Genomic DNA, 24526 nt, shown 5'->3' on the forward strand with positions numbered 1-24526 from the left:
CACCCTGAATTTAAAACGTTATTTAATTCAGGGTTGGTTCACTGCTAATTAATTAAGCTGGCGAACGTAAAAGCGCATATTGGACGTTTTTACTTGAGTTTTAGTAGCTTAGTTAATTAGAATAGCTGGGTTTGATCTAGGAGTTCCCGTCATGCGTGTATTATTAACCCTTGGTTTAATTGCCTGTATTAGCGTCAGTGGCGCCGTACACGCAAGTACGACTGTTACCAAAGCAGTTAAAAAAACTGAGATCAGCAAAAAGAAAGCCGTAATACTTGCAAAAGAAGAAACTGACGGTAAAACCTTAAAAATTACAGAACAAGCAAAATTTTATACTGTACGTATACTCAAATCTGACGGCCACGTCGTTGATTTACATATAAATAAAAAAACCGGCGAAGTGAAAAAGGATTAGCAAATGCGAATTTTAGTTATAGAAGATGATTTACACTTAGCAGACAACCTACGTAATGCTTTAGAAAAAGAACGTTACAGTGTTGATTTATGTCACGATGGCGAAGCTGGCCTATTCCATATTACAGAGTACCCGCTAGATATGGCGGTGGTTGATTTAGGCTTACCAAAAATTGACGGTATTGAGCTAATCAATAAAGCACGTGCACAAGGCGTGACGATCCCTATTTTAATCTTAACGGCGCGCGACCGCTGGCAAGACAAAGTTGAAGGCCTAGACGCAGGTGCCGACGACTACTTAACCAAGCCGTTTCATGTTGAAGAATTAATTGCGCGTTGTAACGCACTTATTCGCCGCAGTGCGGGTAAAGCAAACCCAGAAATGACAGCGGGTCCAATTAAAATTCATACTCGCTCGCAACAAGTTTGGGTTAACGACAAAGAACTTAGCCTTACTGCTTATGAGTACAAAGTACTTGAGTATTTAATGGTTAACCCGCAAAAAGTAATTTCTAAATCAGAACTTACTGAGCACATTTACGACCAAGATTTCGATCTTGATTCTAACGTTATCGAAGTATTTGTACTTCGTCTGCGTAAAAAATTAGACCCTGAAGGCACATTAAACCCAGTAGAAACACTACGTGGGCGTGGTTACAGGCTTAAAAGTCAGTGGTAGCATCGCAAATATCGCTTAAAATAAGGCAAGGATTTATCCTTGTCTTTGTTTTATTGGTGGCACTGCCCATTTTGTTTTACTCGATTGGTAAAGCGTATTACGCCTCATTAGTCGAAACCACCGAAAAAAATCTAGAAGCCCACTTATACTCCCTTATTTCTGAAGTCGACTTTACTGAGCGCGGCATTATTATGCCCAGCACAATTTTAACGCCTGAGCTTAATAACTTAAATTCAGATACCTACGCCATGATTTACCGCGATGATGTACCTGTGTGGCACTCAGAGTCGGCAGTAAACGTAAACTTTAAACCCGAGTACATAGAGCCTAAAGCAGGTGCGGCCGACTTTAGACGTGTGGTTTACAACAATGCGGTTTACTGGCAATTAAGCCTAACGGTCATATTAAATAATATTGACCAATCTGAGCAGGCACGTTTTATATTACTCAAACGAAACGATGCATTGCTAAGGTTAATGGATGGCTTTAAGCAAACCTTAGTCGATTGGATGTTTATAATGGGTATTGCGATTGCCGGTTTAATGGCAATTGGATTTATTTGGAGCGGCCGGCCGTTACAACGTCTTGATAAAGAAATAAAAGCCATTGAGTCGGGCGATATTCAAGAAATTAAAGGCTTATACCCTGTAGAGCTGCAAACAATTAAATCAGACCTAAACTTATTACTAGAGTCGCAGCAACGTCAAAAAGAGCGCTACAGAGCCTCTTTAAGTGACCTAGCACATGCATTAAAAACGCCCCTTGCGGTATTAAAATCAAGCCCGCTTGCTAATGATGCTGATGCCCAAGAGCAACTTGATAGAATAAATGTGATGATCGAGCATCAGTTAAAGCGTGCAGCTACTGGCGCATCAGACACATGGAAAAAGCAAACTCCAGTTAAACCTGTGGTTGATTCTATTTTAAGTGCAATGGCCAAGGTATACCGCGATAAAGACATTATATTTAATTGTACCGTGACCGATAAAGATTACTTTTTAGGTGACCAAACAGATTTAATGGAGTTACTGGGTAATTTAATTGATAACGCCTGTAAAGCGTGTCGCTCGCAAGTAGAAATACAGGTCATTCAAAGTAAAACACTGTGCATAGGCATTAGTGACGATGGGCCCGGTGTACCCGAGGATAAACGCGAGTCTTTATTAACCCGTGGTACCCGCCTTGATACTTACGAAAGCGGCCACGGTGTTGGCATGGCGATAGTCTCTGACTTGGTTAAATCTTATAACGGACACTTAACGATTAATAAGTCGGACACCTTGGGCGGCGCACAATTTATTTTAGAGTTTAATTACAATGATAAAAAATAGCCTTTTAATCACACTTGCGAGCCTATTAGCACTAAGTACTAATGTCAGTGCGCAAGCACAGTGTACGCTTGAGCAAAACGCAACGCCAAGCCAAACTAAACGCTATACGCAGTGTTTAGACACCCAAATAAATCAGGCTAAATACAATCAGGGTACTTGGGTTCAAAAACGTAAATATGAACTCACTAAATTAGAAGAGCAAAGCGGAAATACGCAAATACTCATGTTGTTTAAGCGCAGCGTCGACAACCACCAAAAGTATATTGAAGCAAGCTGCCAATGGCGCTATATATTAAAACTGCCAAATGCCAGCCAAGCTGCTATTGATTACAAATTATGTGAACTTGCACTTATTGAACAGTTTACTCAAGTGCTTAAAAAGCCACTTTAAACGGGGATTAACACCCATAAAAAAAGCGATTAATACTGTGTATTAATCGCTTTTTTTGTATCAATTATTTAATCAAATACGCAATTTTAAGCTATGAAAACCAATTGATATTATTTATCGTCTATCGACTCACCAGTACCAAGTAGCGTGGCAACCCAACGCCCTTCATCACTTGCCTCTAGGGCTATTTTAACAATCATGGTAAGCGGTACCGATAGCAACATGCCTACAGTGCCTAATAACCAACCCCAAAATATTAACGACAAAAACACCACCAAGGTAGAAAGCCCAAGCCCTTTACCCATAAATTTAGGCTCTACAATGTTACCCATTACCGTATTAATAATTAAATACCCTGCACCTACAAGCCCGGCTGTTAATGGTCCTTGTGTGATCAGTGCTAACAATACAGCTGGTACTGCGGCAATAATAGAACCTATATTAGGAATATAATTAAACATAAAGGCCAACACGCCCCACAGCACAAAGTAGTCAACATCTAAAATCCATAAATAAAATGCTGCAATAATACCGGTGGCTAAACTCACTAATGTTTTAATTGCCAAATACGAATTAATAGAAACCAAAAAGCGGTCAATTTGCTCCATTTTTCTGTCTGGGTCGGCAAGTGCCATATGAATTTTTTTGCTTAATGCAGGCCCTTCAAAAAGCATAAACACCACAGTTAAAATTATTAAAAACATGTTTGCCATTACGCCACCTAAGCCGGTAAGCATATTCGTGGCTACATCAACCATTTTACCTGGGTCAAACATAGAGAGAATTTGATCTCTATCGATTAAGATATTGTATTGCGATGCAAGATCGACCAGCCACACAAACTCTTCTTGTAATTGGGCTTTATATTCAGGAAGTTGCTGAGAAAAGTCGTTTACGGATTGCCCTACAAGGCCGCCTAAGCTAACACCTAAGCCCACAATGATAAGCACCACAATAACAACAGAAACCCCTTTAGGGATCCGATAGCGACCAAAAAATGTGATCAGCGGGTTGCATACAATGGCAATAAACGCCGCCAAAATAAAGGGAATAATAATAACACTTGCGGCCTTAATACCGGCTAATACAACCACCAGGGCTGCAAATATTATTAAGCTTTTATTTACGCCAGTTAAACTTGCCAACGCGCCAATCCTTTTCTTATGAAATTCGCTTTAGTGTAAGGCAAAAACTAATTAAATGAAATATTTACAAAGTGATCGTTGTTTTTTAGTTAACGTAATAATTTGCATTAAGATAGTTTAAATAGTATACATTTTAAACAAATCGTACACTTAAAATTGGTAAGATTTTTATGCATATTTTTTTTACAGGCGCAACAGGCCTAATAGGTAAGCACTTAACGCCTTTTTTGCTACATCATCATAAAGTAACCGTACTGAGCCGAAATAAAACCAAAGCCCATGTATTGCTTGGTCATAATATTGATGTAGTAAGCACCGTTGATGAGGTTAATTTTAACCATGTTGATACTGTGATTAATTTAGCCGGCGAACCTATCGTCAACAAACGCTGGACGCAGGCACAAAAACAAACAATTAAAAACAGCAGAATAAACCTTACTACGCAAATCAGCGATGCTATTTTAAATTGCAGCACGCCCCCTGCTACATTTATATCTGGTAGTGCCATTGGCTATTATGGCCGCCAAGGCGATACCCCTGTAGATGAAGACACCGACGATGTAAATGATGAATTTAGCCATCAGCTATGTAAAGAGTGGGAGCACGCGGCACTAAAAGCGCAAAGTGATAAAACACGAGTGTGCTTATTACGCACGGGAATTGTACTTAGCAAAAACGGCGGCGCTTTAAGTAAAATGCTACCTGCTTTTAAATTTTTTGCAGGTGGCCCCATTGGTGATGGGGAGCAAGGTATGTCGTGGATTCATATTGATGACATGATTCAACTGATTTTATTTATTATAAAACACACGTCGCTCTGCGGGCCAATTAACGCCACTGCACCCACCCCTGTTAGTAATAAAGTATTTAGCAAAAGTTTAGGTAAAGCATTGTCACGCCCTGCGGCCCTAACCATGCCAAGCCCTGTGTTAAAGGTGTTAATGGGTGAAATGTCTGATTTGCTCACTACTGGGCAATATGTAATACCCAAAAAAGCGTTAGCGCATAATTACCGTTTTCATTTTACGGATATAGATTCGGCTCTGAGAAGTTTAATAAAGTAGGTGTATTCAGCATAGATACACCTACTAAAGGTTATAAAAATACTACTTTAAGCTAGGTTACTGTAATTAATATAAGCTTTAGTATCTAGTCTCCATTAAAATAGTCGTTTTATAATAAAAGAACCTTTCTATGCTGCACTTACCAACCGTTATAAGCCTTTCTTTTATTTTAAACCTTATAATTGGGCTGTATTTTATCTCTATTTATCAATATAAAAAACAAACTAGTTTTTTATATTTTGGCCTAGCTTGTACCACCTTTACATTCGCCATACTATGCGCAAGCTTACGCATGATCATTGCATGGCCGTTTATTACCCATTACTTTACCAGTTTATTTATTATTGCTTGCCCACTTTTTTTAATTATGGGATTAAAAGCACTCAGCCCTTTAAATAAAAGCATATGCAAGCAAGTTAGCTATTTACTATTCGTGGCTGCGGTTTTTTTGCTCGTAGTTTACAACACCGCTTTAGAGCAAGTATTGGTTAGTTTAACTGTGGCAGGGTTATTTTTGTATGCTTCGTATATTGTTTTAAGCACCCGCTTTATAGCAAAATTACAACAACGTATGCTATTGCTTTGCCTATTACTGCACGCACTCGTTATGCTAATACAGGGAGTTTTATTACTGTTGCCATTTTTTACTGCGCTCAACTTTAATTTTGCCTCTGTTTTGCAATTTACTTTGGCTGTACACTTAATACTTGCCACTAGCGCCGCCCTATTGCTGCCTTTTTTAGTGTTTGCCAATACAGAGCATACGCTCAACTCCCTTGCTAATCGTGACCCATTAACCCAGCTATTAAATAAACGCGGTTTAAATGCAGTGGCCAATACGTTATTTAATAAAAATAATGCCGAGCATCCCCTTAGCATTATTATGGTCGATATAGACTTTTTTAAGCGCGTTAACGATGAATATGGACACGATGCAGGTGATGAGGCAATTAAATGGGTTTCGCAACATATTGCCGCGCTTTTTTCTAACAGCGCGGTGACCTCGCGTGTTGGCGGCGAAGAGTTTGCAATTTTACTTAACCACTGCACTTTAAATGAGGCACAGTGCGCGGCAAACACCCTCAGAAAAAACATTAAAAACAAGCCTTTTAGCTATTACGGCAACACCATTTATTTAAGAATAAGCGCAGGAGTGGCATGCAGCGATACTCAAACAAGCTCTTTTAAATCGCTACTTAGTGCGGCAGATAAGCGCTTGTATATTGCTAAAACCACAGGACGCGACAAAGTTATATATGAATCTGCACAAAACCCTTTTATAAATAACAAACCGGTTTGCACATAAAAAAAGCCCTTCAATTGAAGGGCTTTGACATACACACTAAAACAAAATGATTACTGACATTTAAGCCCAGCAGAGTCTGCCTTATTAGGCACAAACTGAATGTTTGCTACCGACACTGAGGTTTTACTGCTTGCATGTAAACTAAACGGGCTTGTAAGGCTTGCAAAGTCTACGCCTTGGTTAGCAAAACAACGTAAGTCTACCGACACCGACTGCCATTTATTTTTGATTGATTGATCAACCATTTTACTCAAAGCAATCGCACCACCACACTCACCTGAACAAGTCATAGCAAGGTTTACGTCATCGGTTAGTGGCTCATTGAGTTTAATATCAAAACTAATAACGCCATTAGCCTCTAAATACGTAATGGTATCTTCTGCAAAGCTTGTGACTATTTCAGCACTTGCCTTTTGCTCGCCGCTAAAATTAAATTGGCGCGCGTCTTCTTGAACTGTTTTATCCTCAGTACGGTATTTAAGTGCACCCAGTTGATGAGTACTGCTTGATACATCTAATAGCTCATCGCCAGATTTAAGTAATAAACGCCACGGAGCAACCGGTGCGCCAACTAAAATATCCATACTAGTGAGTGCTGAGTTATCTAATTTAGAGTCTTCGTCTAAATTATCAGCCAATACATTTTTATCGCCGTAAGTTAAACCAAAGCCGTACGGTAATAATGGGCTGTAATCGTCATCGCCTTTATTAACCGTTGCTTGTACTGCTGTCTTAGGCCATGAAAACGAAAGCTTGCCGCTAAAGTCATGTTGAATACTGCCATCTTTGGCTTTTAAAATAACATCGGCAATACCGCCGCCCTCTGTACCTGGCAGCCATGCTGCAACAAATGCATCTGAGGCATTTAATTCACTGTTAACCCACATAGGGCGACCCGAAATAAATACCGATACAACCGCAATACCCTGCTCTTTTAACGACTTTAATAACGCGAGCGATTTTTTATTACCGCGCTCAAATTCAAGGTTATCTCTATCGCCATGGCCTTCTGCATAAGGCTCTTCACCAAATACCACAACGGCTACATCTGGGCGCTGCTCATATGAGCCATCCACACTTAAAATGGCACGACCACCCGCCATAGTAATTTGTTTTTCAAGACCTGCGTAAATAGACGTGGCACCAGGAAAATCAGCATTTTTGTTATTCGTCCCTTGCCAAGTAATACTCCAGCCACCCGACTGCTTACCTATGTTATCGGCTCCATCGCCGGCAATAAGTACTGTTTGGTTTGCATCAAGAGGCAAAATATTGTTTTTGTTTTTAAGTAAAACAAGTGATTCGCGTACTGCTTGACGCGCAACTTCGCGGTGCTGCTGCGCACCAATTAGCTCAGTTTTACCCGAAAACTGACGCTTAGCTGGGCTTGGTTTATCAAATAAACCGGCACGCAATTTAACGCGTAAAATTCTACTTACTGCATCATCAATGCGCGACATGCTGATTTCGCCAGCTTTTACTTGCGCTATGGTGTTTTCGTACAGCGGCTTCCAAGCGCCCGTTGGCACCATAAAAATATCAAGTCCCGCGTTAACAGCCTGTGCACAGCTTTCGTTTGTACAGCCTTCAATTTGACCGTGGCCGTTCCAATCCCCTACAACAAAACCATCAAAGCCCATGCGGGTTTTAAGCACATCGGTTAACAGATATTTGTTGCCGTGGTTTTTAACTCCATGCCAGCTATTAAACGATGCCATAACCGACTGACTTCCCGCCGATAAGCCGCCTACATAACCTTGGGCATGTATATCAAACAAATCTTGCTCACTGTCGATATTATTACCTTGGTCATCGCCATTGACTGTGCCGCCATCACCTAAAAAGTGCTTAACGGTACTAATAACACGTTTATCACTTAAAAAGTCGCCATCGGCTTTGCCCTGTAAACCATTTACAATGGCAGCAGAATAATCACGTACAATGCGAGGGTCTTCTGAATAACCTTCATAGGTTCTGCCCCAGCGGTCATCGCGCACAACAGCCACTGTAGGTGCAAATACCCAATCAATACCCGTTGCCATTACTTCAACCGCAGTGATAGCTGCTATTTGCTCAATCAATGCAGGGTTGTTTGCCGCACCTAAGCCAATATTATGCGGAAATAAGGTCGCGCCAATTACATTATTGTGACCATGTACCGCATCAGTGCCCCACATTGTGGGTATTTTACTGCCATCGATAGAGTCATCTACCGACGCCTGATAAAAATCTTCAGCCAATTTTACCCAGTCCATTGGTGTTGCGTGTTTATCACCATTAGGAAACGCACCGCCCCCATTTAGGTATGAGCCAAAGCCATATTTGCGCATATCTTCAACGGTAATATCACGAATTTCTGGTTGAATCATTTGAGCTACTTTTTGCTCAAGTGTCATCGTTTTTAAATAATCGGCTATTTTGGCTTCAATTTCTGGGTCTTGTTTTACGGCAATATTAAGTTTTGGCCAAATTTTCTCTGTTTTAGACAACGCATTATTAGCTTCAGGAGTGGTTGTCGCGTCATTTGAGCATGCCGCTAAAATGCCTAGTGATGCAATTAATGAGGCACGTGCTATTTTATTAAGTGAAAAAGGGGTTTTCATTATAGAGTCTCCTGAGCTTGAACTGGTTTGCTTCCGCTTAAACCATAAAACGCGATAAATAAGTAACAAAAAATAGGTAAAACATACGAAAGTTGAACACCCACACTATCAGCAAGTGCACCTTGTAAAAGTGGCACTATTGCCCCCCCTACAATCGCCAAGCACAAAATACCAGAGCCCTGCGCGGTATGCTTACCAAGGCCATTTAACGCTAAACTAAAAATAGTTGGGAACATAATAGAATTGAATAAACCAACCAATAGTATTGACCACATTGCTAATTGACCCGACGTGCTCATGGCAATAACCACCAAAATAATAGCCATACTTGCGTTAAAGCCAAGTACTTTACCAGCGGGTAATTTTTGCATTACCGCGGCACCAATAAAACGCCCCACCATAGCTCCACCAAAATAATATGTGATGTAGTGAGCGGCAACATGCTCTTTTAATCCGGCAATATTTTCTTGTGCTAAAAAGCTAACTAAAAAACTGCCAATCGCAACCTCTGCACCTACATACATAAATATACCCACAGCACCGAGTGTTAGGTGGCGGTACTGCCATGCACTACCTTCAATTGTCTCTGACTTTTCAGCGGCTTCTTTTTGCTCATTCATTATGTCTGGCAATTTAAGCCACGCAAAAATACCGGCTAATAAAATAAGCATGCCTGCTAATAGTAAATAAGGAAGTTGTACCGACTCTGCATTTTGTGCCGGTGTTAAAAACGCTTCAGAAGCAGAATCAAGAATCAAAAATGCACCAAATGTAGGGGCAACCGTAGTGCCTAGCGCATTAAATGCTTGCGTTAAGGTAAGGCGAGAAGACGCTGTTTTAGGGGCGCCCAATAAACTTACATAAGGGTTTGCAGAAACCTGCAACAAGGTAATACCGCTTGCCAGAACAAATAAAGCAAACAGAAATACTGGGTAATTATGTAGCGCCGCGGCTGGGTAAAAAAGTACACAACCACATGCCGCTATAAGTAACCCCACTACAATGCCTTTTTTATACCCTAATTTTTTAACTATATAGCCACTTGGCAGTGACATTAAAAAATAAGCGCCAAAAAAACAAAACTGAACCAGCATTGCCTGAACATAAGTTAGGTTAAACACCGCTTTTAAATGCGGGATTAAAATATCGTTTAAGCAGGTAATAAATCCCCACATAAAAAATAAAGTAGTTAAAGAAGTTAATGCAAAACCATAGTTTTTATCTTGGAAGTTTTGCGACTGTGTGTGTGTCGTCAGTGGTGCTGAACTGGCCATGGGCTCTCCGCAATTTATTATTATAAATTAATGCAAAAGTCGTGATTAAAAATTGCCGTGTAACCCAGCAACATTAAAGAGTTGACCTTCGTATCAATTAACACTAATCTAAAAATGTAAGCGCTTTCACGTGTAATTAAATACGAACATGTAACATATTTCAACAAGTTTTATTTTTTTATAAACGCGCCCTTACGCTTCATCGCAGTAAATACAGTGGCTATTTATGCATTTAAGGTTTAAAAAGGTTTGTTACTAATGACAAAATTATCGTTACCATCTCATTCACCTCTATTAACAAAAAACTTTGTTTATGGTGTGGCTACGGCATCATTTCAAATTGAAGGCGGGTATGAGCATCGCCTGCCCTGTATATGGGATACCTTTTGCGATACACCCAACAAAATAGCCGACAGCTCAAATGGGCATGTTGCCTGCGATCATTACAACCAGTGGCAAAACGACATTGAATTAATAGACTCGCTTGGCGTAGATGCGTATCGACTTTCTATCTCTTGGCCGCGAGTTATTACCTTATCGGGCGAGCTAAACCCTGAGGGCGTAAAGTTTTATACTAATATTCTTGATGAGCTTAATAAGCGCAACATTAAAGCGTTTGTAACGCTATATCACTGGGATTTACCTCAACATTTAGAAGATAAAGGCGGCTGGTTAAATCGCGATACAGCTTATGAATTTGCTCGGTATGTAAAGCTTATTAGCCAAGCATTTGGCGAGCGGGTATTTTCGTACGCGACCCTAAATGAGCCATTTTGCAGTGCCTTTTTAGGCTACGAAGTAGGCATACATGCCCCAGGTTTAGTGGGCAAAGAGTACGGTAAAAAAGCGGCGCACCATTTATTGCTTGCACATGGTTTGGCAATGGATGTGTTAAAGCAAACTTCACCTAATACTCAAAATGGTATTGTGCTTAATTTTACACCTTGCTACCCCTTAACGCAGTCAGCAGAGGATATAAACGCAGCTCGCTACGCCGATGATTATTTAAATCAATGGTATATGAAACCAATAATGGATGGCCAATACCCAGAAATTATAAAACAGCTTCCTAGCAATCAGCAGCCTGAAATCCACCCAGGCGATATGGACATAATTTCACAATCTATTGATTACTTAGGCATTAATTTTTATACGCGCCAAGTATACAAAGCGCACCCTAGCGATATATACGAGCCACTTGCTCCACAAGGCCCTTTAACTGACATGGGCTGGGAAATTTACCCGCAGTCGTTTACCGACTTACTTGTAACGCTTAATAATACCTACACCTTACCGCCTATTTATATTACCGAGAACGGCGCAGCTATGCCCGACACCATTAAAAATGGCGAGGTAAACGATGTAGATCGCCTAAACTATTATCATAGCCACTTAAATGCCGTGCACGATGCCACAGCGCAAGGAGTTAATATTATTGGTTACTTTGCGTGGAGCTTAATGGATAATTTTGAATGGGCTGAGGGCTACTTAAAACGCTTTGGTATTGTTTACGTTGATTATAAAACTCAGCAACGTACTATAAAAGCCAGTGGCCAAGCTTATAAAAGCTTGATACAAAGCCGTAAATAGCCAATAAAAGCTATTCGACTAATCGCATAAATAAAAATCAAAAAGCGAGAACCTAACATCATGATAAGTGTAAAAGAAAAAATAGCCTATGGCCTTGGCGATACGGCAAGTAATATTATTTTTCAAACAGTTATGATGTTTTTAATGCTTTACTACACAGATGTAGTAGGGCTTTCTCCTGCGGTGGTAGGCACCATGTTTTTAGTGGTTAGGTTGTTTGATGCCATCACCGACCCAGTTATGGGCAACTTAGCCGATAAAACCCAGTCACGCTTTGGCCATTTTAGGCCCTATTTATTGTGGCTTGCCCTGCCCTTTGCGCTTATTAGTATTTTAGCTTTTACCACGCCAGAGCTTGAAGGCACCGATAAAATTATTTACGCCTTTACTACCTACACCTTGCTTATGGTGGCGTATACCGCCATAAATATTCCTTATTGTGCATTAGGTGGCGTGCTCACTAACGATGTAAAAGAGCGTGTTAGCGTGCAATCGTATCGTTTTGTGTTTGGTATGTTAGGCGGCGTTATTGTTGCGGGCTGTACAATGCCAATGGTTGAATACTTCGGCCAAGGAGATAATGCCAAAGGCTACCAATACACCATGACGGCAATGAGCTTGCTTGGCTTAGTGTTATTTTTACTGTGTTTTTTTGGTACTAAAGAGCGCGTAGAGCAACCGCCTGAGCAAAACCTGTCGTTGTTTAAAAGTCTAAAAACCTTAATTAAAAACGATCAATGGCGAGTCCTGTGCGCTGCCGCGCTATTTTTACTCACTGGCCAAGTATTACGTTTAACCTTAGGTGTTTATTACGTTAAATACTATTTAGGGCAAGAAGATTTAATTACCTCCTTCATGACCCTAGGAGTGGTTGCCAGTATGGTTGGGTGTGCGTGTGCTCAGCCGTTGGCTAAGCGATTTTGTAAAATAAAAGCCTATATTAGTTTGCAGTTAATCGCTGCGGGCATATGTATTGCGAGCTATTTTATCTCCCCTGATAACATTACCTTGGCATTTGCCGCCTTTATTCTGTGGAAGTTTTTTTTAGATATGGCCACCCCGCTACTATGGGCAAAAATGGCCGACACCATAGACTACGGGCACCACAAAACTGGGGTAAGAATTACTGGCCTTGTATATTCGGGCGTTATATTTTTTATAAAAATGGGTGTGGCGTTAGGCGGTGCAATTGCAGGCTGGCTGCTGTCTTTTTATAATTACCAAGCGCAAACAATGCAGAGCCTTGATACGCAGCAGGGTATTTTATTATCGTTTACTATTATACCGGCGTTTGGCTCTTTGTTTGTTGCTTTTATTATGCGTAAATACACGCTCAATAACGCACAGTTAGCCTCTATACAGGCATCGCTAAAAACTAGTGCTAGTTAACATTTGGTGGGTACGGTATTATTTGCCCGCCAAAATAAAGGATATAAGTGAGTTAACAATAACATGGCCACAATTTATGAAGTGTCGGAGCTTGCTGGCGTATCGTTAGCTACAGTGTCACGGGTAATGAATAAAAACACCCGCGTAAGTGAAAAAACCACTAAAAAAGTACTCGATGCAATGCAGCAGCTGGGCTATAAACCCAACTCTATTGCGCAATCGCTTGCCTCAAACAGAACCAACAGCGTGGGTATTTTGGTCTCAGAGCTTCATGGTCCTTTCTTTGCTCAAATGATGGCAGGCATAGAGTCAGCCCTGCGCGCTGCAGGTAAGCACGTTATTATTACCACCGGTCACAGTGAGGACGATAAAGAAAAAGACGGCATTGAATTTTTAATTAGCCGCAAATGCGATGCGCTAATTTTACATGTAGAGTCAGTCAGTGATGACTACCTAATTGAGCTAAGTAAAGGTAAAACCCCTATTTACCTTATTAACCGATACGTACATTCACTTGAAAGTAACTGCATTAGCCTAGATAACGAACTCGGCGGCTACTTAGCCAGTAAATCTATTGTTGAACAAGGCCACACAAATATAGCTTATATCGCGGGGCCGCAAGTTAAAGCCGATGCCAGAAACCGTTTAAAAGGACATAAAAAAGCGCTGCACGAAAAAAACATCCCCTTTAATGAGGCGCTGTTTTACGAAGGTGATTTTAACGAAATTGGTGGCAGCAAAGGCCTTGAAAAACTACTCAACACGCGTATTCCGTTTAGTGCTTTAGTGTGTGCCAACGATGAAATGGCATCAGGTGCTATGAAATACGCCCGTGAGCATGGCTTTAATTTACCAAACGATTTGTCGGTGATTGGCTTTGATAACGTTATATTTGCCAATTATCTTTACCCTACACTTACCACCATAGATAACCCAGTAGAAGAAATGGGTGAAATGGCTGCAAAAATGGTGCTACAAGATGTGTATCAGTATAAAAACTTACACATAAACCGCGTGTTTGAACCCACCCTTATAAAGCGTGATTCAACACAACCACTGCCAAAATAACGCATAAAAAAACGGCGCTAAATTAAGCGCCGTTTTTATTAACCCCCAGTAACTTATTTTGCTATCCAGGGGGTTACTTTAATTACGTTTTCTATATCACCGAGCAGATTTACGTCATCTTCCCAGTTATCCTGTACAGCAAAGTAGCAGATTGATTTTTCGCACTGTATATGTGGGTTATTAAAGGTCACAGGCTCTTTAAATGTCACAGCAACGCCTTTTTGCTCAGGCAATAAAAACCACATGAGTTTACTAACAAAAAAGCCCGATAAATCGGTTAAAAGTTCATCTAACTCGTTATTAATTGTGTACAACGAATCTTTAGTTAAGCTAAGCCCTTCAAATTCGCTGGCCTCAATTTGCAATTTTAACTGACAATCGTGATCAGGATTTTGTGGCTCTACAACAATAACGGCTTTATCCGTATCGAGCTGCTTATCAAACGGTAAAAGTAACTGTGCTTTATCGGTAAAGTTGAGCGGGTATTCGTTATTTTCAGTTAAAATTGTGCCGCTTTTAATAGCGCATGCCTCGTTTGTGGCAATATCGCTAATGTAAAAGTTAACTCGTGCATACTGAAAGTCGCCCTTGTTAACCACTTTTAATCTATCGTAAAAGCCATCGTACGACATAACAAACTCTTTGGCATTGACGGTACTTGCCGCCAAACTTAATAAAATGAGTATGGCGTTAATATTTATGAGTCGTTTTTTATTCATCAAAATAAGCTCTGTTTTGGTTAATCATGGTGTTTAGCTCTTCTATGTAGGCCTCGCCGCGCTCTGAGTACGACATTAAACCATGCGTTAGTGCCGTTGCCGCAATGGGCTTTTGCTGTTGTCGTAAATCTTCGCGTATCAGGCGTAAATCTTTGTAGGCATTATGCGTGTTAATATTTCTAAAATACGAGCTTACTGCTGCGCGTACCGACTTAAATGCAGCAACTTCGTGCGCCGCTCCGCTATTGCGGCGCCTTGGCACCATACCGCAGCCTTTTGAATAGCACCATTGGCCAAAAAAGTTAAGCCCTATGCGTGCAAAGCGCGATGTACCCCACGCCGACTCATTCGCCGCTTGCATTAGCGCAAGCTCTTTAGGAATAATATCAACACGGCGCAGCGCTTGGCTTAAAATTAGGGTGTTTACTGTTTCAGGTAAGCCATAGGCTTTTAAAATATTAACGATGTCGCGCTGTTGTTTTTTCTCGAGCGGTTCGTTGTATTCAAGCATCATACGCGCAATTTCTAACTTAGCGCGTTGCTGTAATATTTTTTTATTTTCAGCCTCAACATGTGGGCGAATAAAATCAAAAAATGCCTGTTTTTTCTCTTTTACATCAGCAAATTCAGAAAATTTAGGTAAGGTAACATTGTGCAGAGGTTTTTCTTTTTTCTTTACTTTTTTAGGTTGTTCACCTGTGGTTTGTTCTTCAACCTCTTGCTCATTACTTTGCATAAACGGATATGCAAGCGCCCATAAAAAAAATACGCTTAGTAACAGCTTTAAAATGGTTTTTAGCATGTAGTCTCTCTTTCAAACAACAATTATGCATGGGTAATACACACACATACGAAACTCCATTATACCTAAGCCACTATATAAACGCGAATAACACCCTGTGTGTAACCCTTTAAGGGCCGCGCTTTGCTAAAAAATGCTAAAGTGGCTGCTTGCGATAAATATACTATCCACCAGCTCAGGTTATGTACTTGTTCATTCGCAATTTATTAGGGCATGGGTATACTGAGCTTATACCGTGTATAACAACGTTTTGTGAGTAAGCAGTATGGATAAGCAATGGCAAAGCCGAATAATAGAACAGTATAAAAATCGCCCTAACGATAATCGCTCCCCCTGCCAGGTAGACCGCTCTCGTATAATTCATGCCGCAGCTTTTAGGCGCTTACAAGCAAAAACCCAAATTATGGGGATAGGCTTAAACGACTTTTATCGCACACGCTTAACGCATTCTTTGGAAGTATCGCAAATTGGTACCGGCATATTGCGGCATTTAAAAGCACAGCACAGCGATTTTGAACACTTCCCCTCTACCGGTTTATTAGAAACCTTATGTTTAGCCCACGATATAGGCCATCCCCCGTTTGGCCATGGCGGCGAAATTGCCTTAAATTATATGATGCGTGAGCACGGTGGATTTGAAGGCAACGCACAAACATTGCGTATAGTCGCTAAACTTGAGCCATACTCTAACGGCCACGGCATGAACCTAACGCGCCGCACGTTGCTTGGCTTTATTAAATATCCCGCATTTGTAGACGATTTATGGCACACCATTCCGAAGGTAAATAACACACGTTCATTTATAAAAGCAGATGATTGGCGCCCCGCTAAAGGCTTATACAAAGACGATGCACAAATATTTGAATGGATCATTGCCCCTTTAAGCGACAACGACAAAGCGCTATTAACAAGCCATACGCCAATAGATCAGTTCCGTGCAAAAACCCGTTATAAATCGTTAGATAGCGCCATAATGGAACATGCCGATGACATAGCATATGCAGTGCACGACCTAGAAGATGCCATAGCCACTAAAGTGCTGACACTAGATGATTGGCAAACACACGCATTACCCCACTTAAACGCGCTTAATTACGATTGGTTAAACACTAAATTAGACTCGCTTACCCAACGCTTATTTTCAAAAAACGATTTTGAGCGTAAAGACGCCATTGGCGAGCTGGTAAATATGTTTATTACTCATATTCATTTAGATGTTCAGCATGGTGATTTTGAGTGCCCTATTTTAAAGTACACTGCAAAGCTAGACCCACAGTACGAGCGTGTTTTACAAATACTCAAACATTTTGTATTTAATCGCTTAATACGCGACCCTGAAATGCAGCAAATAGAGTTTAAAGGTCAAAACTTACTGATTGAATTATTTACCGCTTTTGCCAGTGACCCTCTGCGTTTATTACCCGAAACAACGCAAGCGCTTTATCTAGACGCTGAAAAACAAAACCAAGGGATGCGCATAATATGCGACTACCTAAGCGGCATGAGCGATGAGTACGCCTATAAAACCTATCAGCGTTTATTCTCACCAGTACAATAAAAGCCACGAGCACATCTTACTAAGCGTTTGGTTAAAGGAAGAGTCTGTGTAAGGGGTTATTGCAAATAAATAGGCGTGAGCAAAAGCCGTTATTGAGCCCACTCGGTTACAAACCTTGCGCCGCAGTTAAATAACCTCTTGTTTGCAAAAATTTTTCCTGCAAAATTTAGCAGGCCCTTGTATATTTAATAAACTATAAAAATAAGAGCATTGACTATGAACACACCACACACTTTTAACTCCTTTAAAGCGTTTTACCCGTATTACTTAAAAGAGCACCGCAATGTAACCTGCAGAAGGCTTCACTTTATTGGCAGCACGCTAGTACTTGCTGTCATCTTTATTGCATTAATCAAGCAGCAATATAGCTTGCTGTGGTTATTACCGGTTATTGGCTACGGATTTGCTTGGTTTGGGCATTTCTTTTTTGAAAAAAACCGCCCCGCCACTTTTAAGCACCCTCTTTATAGCTTATGGGGAGATTGGGTCATGTTTAAAGATATACTTACCGGTAAAATAAAATTTTAATTTTTATATTATTTTATTATAAAAATCACTTGCAACCTTTTTAAACGCTATACAAATTTCTACTTAAATAACCTGCTCTTTATATGTTAATTTATTTAACATATAAAAAATGGGTTATACACTTAATTAAAAAAAATACTGAGTAACAGCCATTATTAAAGGTGTGCACACTGCTCTTACCTGTTAATTAAAAGTAAACCTCACGACTGCCAATTATTTTAAGCTTCATCAGTTACTTACAAACTCTAGCCTATTTATAGCTTTTACCTCATTTAGTCTTATTAATTAAACCTTGTAACTATATACCCTTTAATTTTAATTGAATGTTATTCAATTGACTCATTTTGTTAATACGGTTTATGTTCTCAAAGCAGCTCCACTAAAAAGTAGCGGCTATAAAAACAAAAATTTTTAAATCAATGGGTGATCAGATGAGGATTAACAACATGAATAAAAGCCTACCGTTTAGGTTAAATAACTTAAAAGTGAGTACAGCAGTGGCTGTGGGTGCATCGCTTTCGCTATTTGGTGCGTTTTCTGCACACGCGGCACAGCAAACACCTCAAGTACAAGAAGATATAGAGCAAATTAGCGTAATTGGCTCACGCCGTTTAGGGCGCACAGTTGAAGACAGCGCCGTACCTATTGATATTATTGGCGCTGAGGCGCTTACCAGTTCAGGCCTTACGGAAACAAACGCGCTACTGAGCAATTTGTTACCAAGTTTTAACTTTCCACAGGCATCGCTTACCGATGGCAGTGATCATGTACGCCCTGCACAACTTCGAGGTTTAGCACCCGATCATACCTTAGTGCTGGTTAATGGGAAGCGTCGTCATAGTAGCGCACTGCTTAATTTAAATGGTTCAACGGGGCGTGGCTCATCTTCTGTAGATTTAAATGCAATACCAGCTAATGCAATTGAACGCATTGAAGTTTTACGCGATGGCGCTGCGGCGCAATACGGCTCTGATGCTATAGCGGGTGTGATTAACATTGTACTTAAAAGCGCAAGCAGTGGCGGCTCCCTTGCTGCTATTTATGGGGCTAATATCACCGAAATGGATGGCGTACCTCAGCTTGAATCGGTATCTGAGGGTAGCGATGGCAACCTAGCATTTACCGAAGGCGGCGATCGCTCTTTAACCGATGGGCAAACGCTTACTTTGCAAGGTAATATTGGTTTAGAGCTTGGTGATAATGGCTTTTTAAACATTTCGACTGAATACCGCGACCGCCACTCTACTAACCGTGCCGATTACGATCAACGCGAAAACTACGACCGATTAGAAGATGGCTCACTCGACCCTCGCGAGTTTACAGTTAACCGCTATAACCATAACTTTGGTAATGGGGATGTAGAAGACCTATCGGTTTTTTATAATGCAGGGTATCAACTAGCTAACGATGCAGATTTGTATTCATTTGGCTCTTACTCTAAACGTGAAGGTGAAGGCGCTGGTTTTTATAGACGCGCAAGCGATAGCCGTAATATAGAAGAAATATACCCCGACGGTTTTTTACCTGTGATCACCTCAGATATAAACGACTACTCACTCGCGTTAGGTGTTAAAGGCTTTATAAGTGATTGGAACTACGATGTATCGGCTGTGTATGGTGAAGATGCGTTCGAATTTGGTGTAACCAATAGTTTAAATACGTCATACGGCCCCACTAGCCAAACACGCTTTGATGCAGGTACGCTTACATACGATCAACTTACTTTAAATGTTGATTTAAGCCGCGAAGTGGATGTCAGCTTTTTAGAAAGCGCGGTAAGTGTTGCCATTGGCGCTGAGTACCGCACAGAAGGCTATCAAATAGAAGCTGGCGAAGAAGCCTCATACGCACAAGGCTCATTTGGCCCAGGTGGCGTAGTCACAGGCGAAGATGGCCCATTTGGTGCAGCAGGTGCACAAGTATTTCCAGGCTTTACACCTGAATCAGAAGGTGACAACAGCCGCCACAATGTAAGCTTTTACATAGATTTAGAAACCTACCTAACAGATGATTGGAACTTAGCTGTGGCAGCCCGTTATGAGGATTACTCAGATTTTGGCGATACACTTAACGGCAAAATTGCAACGCGCTATTCATTAACCGAAGATTTAGCCATACGCGCTTCAGCCTCAACAGGATTTAGAGCACCTTCATTACAACAGCAATATTTTACCTCGGTTGCTACCGTATTTGTTGATAGCGTTCCGACCGAAACCGGCACCTTTGCACCAAGCAGCGATGTAGCCAAAGCGCTTGGCTCACCGGGCCTTGATGCCGAAGAAGCCACTAACTACGGGGTTGGCTTTACCTGGTCTACCGACTTTAATTTCAGCTTATCGGTTGATTACTATCAAATACTAATTGATGACCGTATTGTTTTATCTAACAATTTATCGGGCGCAGCAATAGAAGAGCTACTAGCAGGCACGGGCGCTAACCAAGGCCGCTTTTTCTTAAACGCTATAGATAGTAAAACGCGTGGTGTTGATGTGGTTGCCTCGTACAACTTAATCACCGATGGCTATGGCGATATTGCCTTTAACTTAGGGTATAACTACGGCAAAAATGAAGTCACTGATATTATTGACCCGCCCGCTGAGCTGCAAGGTGCTGGGTTTGATCAAGACAACTTGTTCTCAGGTACAGAGCTGCGCCGCTTTGAAGTAAGCACCCCGCGCAATAAATATAATTTAAGTGCTACATGGACCCATGATGCGCTGCGTACCACACTTAGAACTACGCGTTATGGTGAAACCCAAGACCCTTCATCAACGCCTGAGCTAAACGAGGTATTAAAACCTAAGTGGATCACTGATTTAGATGTAGCCTATGCCGCTACCGATAACCTAACGCTTAGTTTAGGTGCCAATAACATTTTTGATGTATACCCAGATCCTACCCGCGAAAATGTAGAAGAAGTCTCTACTTTTTCTCGCTTGTTTGCTTATTCGAGCTTTTCGCCCTACGGATTTAATGGCCGTTACGTGTACGGCAAAATAGAAATGAAGTTTTAAGCGCTAAACATTTCAAAAAGTACTCAAAAACACAAAAGCCACCTAGTCGGTGGCTTTTTAGTGCGAACTGCTCAAATCAATTAGATTTTAGTTAACCAGCCGTGTTTGTCTTCACTTTTACCCCATTGAATATCGTTCAATGCTTGGCGTAATCGCGCTGTTGCAGGGCCTGGCTCGCCACTGCCTACTTTGTATTCTTTATCGTTATGAATAAACGTGCCTACCGGCGTTAACACCGCAGCAGTGCCTGAAAGCGCAGCTTCTGTACCTGGCTTTGCAGCACGCTCTAAAAGCTCGGTAACGCTAAAGTTACGCTCGCTTACTGTCATGCCTAAATCTTTTGCAATGGTTAAAATGCTATTACGGGTTACGCCATGTAAAAACGTGCTATCAAGCGCTTTGGTAATAATTTCGTTACCGTCAATAAGAATAAAGTTAGCAGCACCTGTTTCTTGTACGTCGCCACCTGGGCAAAACAAGATTTGATCGGCTTGGTATTTTTCGCGCGCTGCGCTAATTGGTGCAAGTGCACTGGCGTAGTTACCGCCACTTTTTACCATGCCCATGTGCGGGGCACAGCGCATGCCATCTTCTTCAAGTAATACACGCAGTGCAGTAGCGCCGCCTGTAAAGTAATCGCCAACTGGCGATAAAAGTGTATATAACAACGAGCTCATTGACGGCGCAGCCGCTTTACCAATGGCAGCCTCTGTTCCTATGTGAGTTGGGCGAATGTACATAGAGCCTGGTGGTAATGGCGTTTCATCAGCATACTCTTTAACAATCTCGATAATCATGTCTTTTAGCATTTGACCGTCAAAGCTTGGTAAGCTTAATAATGCAGAGCTTTGCTGCATACGCGCAATGTTTGCATCTATTCTAAAAATATAAATAGAGCCATCTTCGTGGCGAAAAGCTTTTAAGCCTTCAAAACACGTGCTTGAATAATGAAGGACGTGCGCGCCCGCATGAAGTTCAAGTTTATCGGAAGGGACGATTGAGCTTTCGCTCCATTGGTTATCAGAAAAACGAGCTTGAATCATCTGCGGCATAAACACGGTACCGAATGCGGCCATTTTAATCTCTCTTGTGTGGTCTATTTTTCTCCATTGTATGACATTCATGCATCATTTAACCATAGCAAAACTGAGGCTTTTTTAATTATCAAAAAGAAATTTTTGCAACTGCTGTTTATAAATTGGCCATATTGCTAAGCACATACAAAAAAGCCGATTAATGCACCTTCATTAATCGGCTTTTTAAAGGCACATTATTTATTTAAACGAGTACCTTATAATACGTTTTAATACCGAGCTATACTGCTTAAAAAAACCACCTGTATGATAATCAATGCCGTGTTTTTGCATAACGGCTTGCACTTGCGGGGCCACTTCTTGATAGCGAGAGGACGGCATATCAGGAAATAAGTGATGCTCAATTTGGCAACTTAGATGCCCAGTTAAAACATGAAACCAATGCGGGCCTGTAATATTAGATGAGCCCAATACCTGGCGATAATACCACTGCCCTTGCGTTTCGTTTATGCAGTCTTCTTCTTTAAAGGTTTCGGTGTCCTCGGTAAAGTGCCCACAAAATATTATGGTTGAGGTCCATAAATTACGGATTAAATTTGCCAGTAAGTTGCCTGCTAATACCCATAAAAACAAAGGGCCTGCCAATAAAGGAAATATCACATAATCTTTTATTAATTGGCGCGCACCTTTACTAAAAAAGCGCTGTTTTAGGGTAGAATGCGATACACCCCCTTCGCGGTTTTCTTTCTTTTTACCTATAAACACACGCTCCGCTGCCAGTTCGTGATACGACACCCCCCACTGAAACAGCACACTTAAATTAATATACGTAATAAACTGCCATACATTTTTTAAGCGCCATTTAAAATCATTGCTTAAACGCAATAAGCCATAACCAAAGTCGCGGTCTTTACCAATAATATTAGTGTAGGTGTGGTGTTCAAAGTTATGAACGCGATGCCAACTTTGCCCATCGCAAGCAATATCCCATTCATAATGCTGCGAGTTAAGCTGCTTGTCGTTCATCCAATCGTATTGGCCGTGCATAACATTGTGGCCAATTTCCATGTTGTCTAAAATTTTTGCCAGCGCTAATAACAGTACACCCGCAACCCATAAAAGTGGCTGAATAAAGCCCAGCATAAGTAAAATACGGCCACTCCACTCACATAGCCGCTGCTTTTTAACAACCGAGCGAATGTAGTTTGCATCTTGTTGCCCTACTTTGCCTAGCGTATCCATTTTTATGCTATCTAAATCGTTGGCTAACTGATCAAAGTTTATGTTTTTCATAGCTGTAACTCCAAGTCGCTAACAGGTTGACTTACACACAGTTGAATTAACTGCTCGCCGTTATCACTCAACTCACCAGTTTTTAAATTACGCACCACGCCTGACTTTTTAATGCACTGGCACTGGTGGCAAATACCAATGCCACACCCGCGTTTAACCGGTAATTGTTTTTCCTCAAACTGTGCTAACAATGCGTTATTAGCATTTACGACATGAGCGCTGCTATTAATCTGTACGTTAAACAGACTGTCGTCATTTTGGCTTGGCAGCGTTAAACCAAATGCCTCTTGGTAGTAATTTAAATGGTGTTTTTTAGCAAAGTCACACACCGTTTTCATAAAGTTTGCAGGCCCACAGCAGTATATGTCTGGGTTTTCCCATACATTTACATGGCGAGTAATATCATCTGATTGCTCGCGTGTGAGCAGTAAAAACGAAAAATGCGAAAACTGGTTTGCTAATGCGCTTAGCTCGTCTACACATTGGTGCGCTGCGGCTTTGGCATAATAAATCAGCGATACTTTTTGTGTTGTATGTTTTAAATGCTCACTAATCATGGCAAGCATAGGTGTAATACCCGAGCCGCCCGCTATAAACGTTGCATTGTTTTGGGTGTTTTTATAAACAAAGTCGCCACTAGGCGCTGAAATATTGCACCACTCACCGACTCGTAAAGCACTGCTTAAAAGGCTTGTAAAACGCCCTTGCTCATCAGTTTTAATTAATAAACGCACCAAGCCCGTAGTTTTAAATTGCTCAGGGCTTGAGGCAACCGTAAACACACGAGTTAATAAACGCCCGTTTATTTCTACCGTTAAACTAATATGTTGGCCAGCAATGTGTGCCTGCCAGTGCTGAGTTGGCTTTAAGGTAATACTTAAAAAATCACCATTGTGCTGCGTCAGCTCTTCTATTTTTGCTCTATAAAGACCAGCACGCCACGCAGGCTTAACCATTTGCATTATGGGCTCAATGTAGCCTGCAAAGCTTTGATGGTGTAAAAACCACTTCGAAAATTGGTCTAATACTTTAGTAATCATCACTATTAATCTCTTGGATATTAAATATTGAATTTGAACTTACATGTGTACGCTCAAACTTCAGCGCACAAGTGTACGCCCAAAAAAATTAATTTCAATAGTATTAGAGTAAATATTCAGTTTTTTAGCGCAATTTTTATGCAGCTCTCTAATTTAAAGCGCTGTACTAAAGCCTCAATTAAGGTGTAATAAATAGCTGTTTAAAATATTAAAACCAGCCATACAGCACTGCGGGTAAACTCTTTATGATTGAAATATATATGGTTTTTATTAAAGCGCTACAT

Annotated in this window: 20 protein-coding genes; 12 read left to right on the forward strand and 8 right to left on the reverse strand. The window is 41.0% G+C overall.

Annotated elements, in window-relative coordinates; all coding sequences use genetic code 11:
- Nucleotides 1–151 precede the first annotated feature (151 nt).
- Genes EJ103_RS09560 through EJ103_RS09575 form a run of 4 tightly spaced genes read left to right on the forward strand, consistent with a single transcriptional unit; the run spans nt 152 to nt 2815 of the window.
- Nucleotides 152–415, forward strand: a complete 264-nt coding sequence (locus EJ103_RS09560; RefSeq protein WP_121637587.1) for a PepSY domain-containing protein — start codon at nt 152–154, stop codon at nt 413–415.
- A gap of 3 nt (nt 416–418) precedes the next feature.
- A complete protein-coding gene (locus tag EJ103_RS09565) occupies nt 419–1093 on the forward strand; it encodes a response regulator transcription factor (protein WP_004586804.1) in 675 nt (224 codons plus the stop codon).
- Nucleotides 1087–2424: an ATP-binding protein gene (locus EJ103_RS09570; protein WP_004586805.1), complete on the forward strand. Its 1338-nt coding sequence runs from the start codon at nt 1087–1089 to the stop codon at nt 2422–2424. The genes EJ103_RS09565 and EJ103_RS09570 overlap by 7 nt, the downstream gene beginning before the upstream one ends.
- Nucleotides 2411–2815: a hypothetical protein gene (locus EJ103_RS09575; RefSeq protein WP_126007379.1), complete on the forward strand. Its 405-nt coding sequence runs from the start codon at nt 2411–2413 to the stop codon at nt 2813–2815. The genes EJ103_RS09570 and EJ103_RS09575 overlap by 14 nt, the downstream gene beginning before the upstream one ends.
- 110 nt (nt 2816–2925) lie before the next feature.
- Here EJ103_RS09575 and EJ103_RS09580 read toward each other — a convergent pair whose 3' ends face one another.
- Nucleotides 2926–3960: an AI-2E family transporter gene (locus EJ103_RS09580; RefSeq protein ID WP_024033443.1), complete on the reverse strand. Its 1035-nt coding sequence runs from the start codon at nt 3958–3960 to the stop codon at nt 2926–2928.
- A gap of 170 nt (nt 3961–4130) precedes the next feature.
- Between EJ103_RS09580 and EJ103_RS09585 the strand changes: the two genes are divergently transcribed.
- Together EJ103_RS09585 and EJ103_RS09590 are read left to right on the forward strand one after the other, a co-directional pair.
- Complete coding sequence (locus EJ103_RS09585; protein ID WP_126007381.1) at nt 4131–5024, forward strand: TIGR01777 family oxidoreductase; 894 nt, start codon at nt 4131–4133, stop codon at nt 5022–5024.
- Between the two features lie 130 nt (nt 5025–5154).
- Complete coding sequence (locus EJ103_RS09590) at nt 5155–6330, forward strand: GGDEF domain-containing protein (protein WP_126007383.1); 1176 nt, start codon at nt 5155–5157, stop codon at nt 6328–6330.
- A gap of 50 nt (nt 6331–6380) precedes the next feature.
- On the opposite strand, the gene EJ103_RS09595 is transcribed toward EJ103_RS09590, so the two are convergent.
- On the reverse strand, nt 6381–8933 hold the full coding sequence (locus EJ103_RS09595; RefSeq protein ID WP_126007385.1) for a glycoside hydrolase family 3 N-terminal domain-containing protein: 2553 nt from the start codon (nt 8931–8933) through the stop codon (nt 6381–6383).
- The gene (locus EJ103_RS09600; protein ID WP_126007387.1) at nt 8933–10207 is read right to left on the reverse strand and encodes a sugar MFS transporter; all 1275 of its coding nucleotides are present in this window, start codon (nt 10205–10207) and stop codon (nt 8933–8935) included. Before EJ103_RS09600 ends, EJ103_RS09595 begins: the two co-directional genes overlap by 1 nt.
- A 258-nt stretch (nt 10208–10465) precedes the next feature.
- Here EJ103_RS09600 and EJ103_RS09605 point away from each other — a divergent pair, with 258 nt between their 5' ends.
- From EJ103_RS09605 to EJ103_RS09615, 3 genes are all read left to right on the forward strand, one after another.
- Nucleotides 10466–11797 carry a GH1 family beta-glucosidase gene (locus EJ103_RS09605; RefSeq protein WP_126007389.1) on the forward strand — a complete coding sequence of 444 codons (1332 nt, stop codon included), beginning with the start codon at nt 10466–10468 and terminating at the stop codon, nt 11795–11797.
- Between the two features lie 60 nt (nt 11798–11857).
- Nucleotides 11858–13186: an MFS transporter gene (locus EJ103_RS09610; RefSeq protein ID WP_054982646.1), complete on the forward strand. Its 1329-nt coding sequence runs from the start codon at nt 11858–11860 to the stop codon at nt 13184–13186.
- A 63-nt stretch (nt 13187–13249) separates the two neighbouring features.
- On the forward strand, nt 13250–14254 hold the full coding sequence (locus EJ103_RS09615; protein ID WP_126007391.1) for a LacI family DNA-binding transcriptional regulator: 1005 nt from the start codon (nt 13250–13252) through the stop codon (nt 14252–14254).
- Nucleotides 14255–14307: 53 nt separating this feature from the next.
- Here EJ103_RS09615 and EJ103_RS09620 read toward each other — a convergent pair whose 3' ends face one another.
- Both EJ103_RS09620 and EJ103_RS09625 read right to left on the reverse strand, forming a co-directional pair.
- Entirely contained in the window at nt 14308–14973 is a 666-nt protein-coding gene (locus tag EJ103_RS09620; RefSeq protein ID WP_164521619.1) for a DUF2987 domain-containing protein, read from the reverse strand.
- On the reverse strand, nt 14966–15775 hold the full coding sequence (locus EJ103_RS09625) for a glucosaminidase domain-containing protein (protein ID WP_029772709.1): 810 nt from the start codon (nt 15773–15775) through the stop codon (nt 14966–14968). The genes EJ103_RS09620 and EJ103_RS09625 overlap by 8 nt, the downstream gene beginning before the upstream one ends.
- Before the next feature lie 265 nt (nt 15776–16040).
- On the opposite strand from EJ103_RS09625, the gene EJ103_RS09630 reads away from it, so the two are divergent.
- The 3 genes from EJ103_RS09630 (at nt 16041) to EJ103_RS09640 (ending at nt 20875) form a co-directional block, all read left to right on the forward strand.
- Nucleotides 16041–17333: an anti-phage deoxyguanosine triphosphatase gene (locus tag EJ103_RS09630; protein ID WP_126007393.1), complete on the forward strand. Its 1293-nt coding sequence runs from the start codon at nt 16041–16043 to the stop codon at nt 17331–17333.
- Between the two features lie 216 nt (nt 17334–17549).
- Nucleotides 17550–17861, forward strand: a complete 312-nt coding sequence (locus EJ103_RS09635) for a DUF962 domain-containing protein (protein ID WP_126007395.1) — start codon at nt 17550–17552, stop codon at nt 17859–17861.
- Between the two features lie 446 nt (nt 17862–18307).
- Nucleotides 18308–20875: a TonB-dependent receptor gene (locus EJ103_RS09640; protein WP_126007397.1), complete on the forward strand. Its 2568-nt coding sequence runs from the start codon at nt 18308–18310 to the stop codon at nt 20873–20875.
- Between the two features lie 80 nt (nt 20876–20955).
- Here the strand turns inward: EJ103_RS09640 and EJ103_RS09645 are convergent, their stop codons facing one another.
- From EJ103_RS09645 to EJ103_RS09655, 3 genes are all read right to left on the reverse strand, one after another.
- Nucleotides 20956–21999, reverse strand: a complete 1044-nt coding sequence (locus EJ103_RS09645) for a branched-chain amino acid aminotransferase (protein ID WP_126007399.1) — start codon at nt 21997–21999, stop codon at nt 20956–20958.
- A 150-nt stretch (nt 22000–22149) separates the two neighbouring features.
- Nucleotides 22150–23202 (reverse strand): acyl-CoA desaturase, encoded by a 1053-nt coding sequence (locus tag EJ103_RS09650; RefSeq protein WP_126007401.1) that lies wholly within the window; start codon nt 23200–23202, stop codon nt 22150–22152.
- A complete protein-coding gene (locus EJ103_RS09655; RefSeq protein ID WP_126008755.1) occupies nt 23199–24242 on the reverse strand; it encodes an iron-sulfur cluster-binding domain-containing protein in 1044 nt (347 codons plus the stop codon). The genes EJ103_RS09650 and EJ103_RS09655 overlap by 4 nt, the downstream gene beginning before the upstream one ends.
- Nucleotides 24243–24526 lie beyond the last annotated feature (284 nt).

Source organism: Pseudoalteromonas sp. Xi13, assembly GCF_003952205.1.
Classification (GTDB): Bacteria; Pseudomonadota; Gammaproteobacteria; order Enterobacterales; family Alteromonadaceae; genus Pseudoalteromonas; species Pseudoalteromonas atlantica.

Excerpts from the sequence above, each read along its gene's own strand:
- EJ103_RS09630 (WP_126007393.1), top strand. The coding sequence starts at position 16,041 with ATGGATAAGCAATGGCAAAGCCGAATAATAGAACAGTATAAAAATCGC.
- EJ103_RS09585 (WP_126007381.1), top strand. The coding sequence starts at position 4,131 with ATGCATATTTTTTTTACAGGCGCAACAGGCCTAATAGGTAAGCACTTA.
- EJ103_RS09655 (WP_126008755.1), bottom strand. The coding sequence starts at position 24,242 with ATGATTACTAAAGTATTAGACCAATTTTCGAAGTGGTTTTTACACCAT.
- EJ103_RS09635 (WP_126007395.1), top strand. The coding sequence starts at position 17,550 with ATGAACACACCACACACTTTTAACTCCTTTAAAGCGTTTTACCCGTAT.
- EJ103_RS09620 (WP_164521619.1), bottom strand. The coding sequence starts at position 14,973 with ATGAATAAAAAACGACTCATAAATATTAACGCCATACTCATTTTATTA.
- EJ103_RS09605 (WP_126007389.1), top strand. The coding sequence starts at position 10,466 with ATGACAAAATTATCGTTACCATCTCATTCACCTCTATTAACAAAAAAC.
- EJ103_RS09615 (WP_126007391.1), top strand. The coding sequence starts at position 13,250 with ATGGCCACAATTTATGAAGTGTCGGAGCTTGCTGGCGTATCGTTAGCT.
- EJ103_RS09640 (WP_126007397.1), top strand. The coding sequence starts at position 18,308 with ATGAATAAAAGCCTACCGTTTAGGTTAAATAACTTAAAAGTGAGTACA.
- EJ103_RS09600 (WP_126007387.1), bottom strand. The coding sequence starts at position 10,207 with ATGGCCAGTTCAGCACCACTGACGACACACACACAGTCGCAAAACTTC.
- EJ103_RS09565 (WP_004586804.1), top strand. The coding sequence starts at position 419 with ATGCGAATTTTAGTTATAGAAGATGATTTACACTTAGCAGACAACCTA.
- EJ103_RS09645 (WP_126007399.1), bottom strand. The coding sequence starts at position 21,999 with ATGAATGTCATACAATGGAGAAAAATAGACCACACAAGAGAGATTAAA.
- EJ103_RS09650 (WP_126007401.1), bottom strand. The coding sequence starts at position 23,202 with ATGAAAAACATAAACTTTGATCAGTTAGCCAACGATTTAGATAGCATA.
- EJ103_RS09560 (WP_121637587.1), top strand. The coding sequence starts at position 152 with ATGCGTGTATTATTAACCCTTGGTTTAATTGCCTGTATTAGCGTCAGT.
- EJ103_RS09590 (WP_126007383.1), top strand. The coding sequence starts at position 5,155 with ATGCTGCACTTACCAACCGTTATAAGCCTTTCTTTTATTTTAAACCTT.
- EJ103_RS09595 (WP_126007385.1), bottom strand. The coding sequence starts at position 8,933 with ATGAAAACCCCTTTTTCACTTAATAAAATAGCACGTGCCTCATTAATT.
- EJ103_RS09575 (WP_126007379.1), top strand. The coding sequence starts at position 2,411 with ATGATAAAAAATAGCCTTTTAATCACACTTGCGAGCCTATTAGCACTA.
- EJ103_RS09625 (WP_029772709.1), bottom strand. The coding sequence starts at position 15,775 with ATGCTAAAAACCATTTTAAAGCTGTTACTAAGCGTATTTTTTTTATGG.
- EJ103_RS09610 (WP_054982646.1), top strand. The coding sequence starts at position 11,858 with ATGATAAGTGTAAAAGAAAAAATAGCCTATGGCCTTGGCGATACGGCA.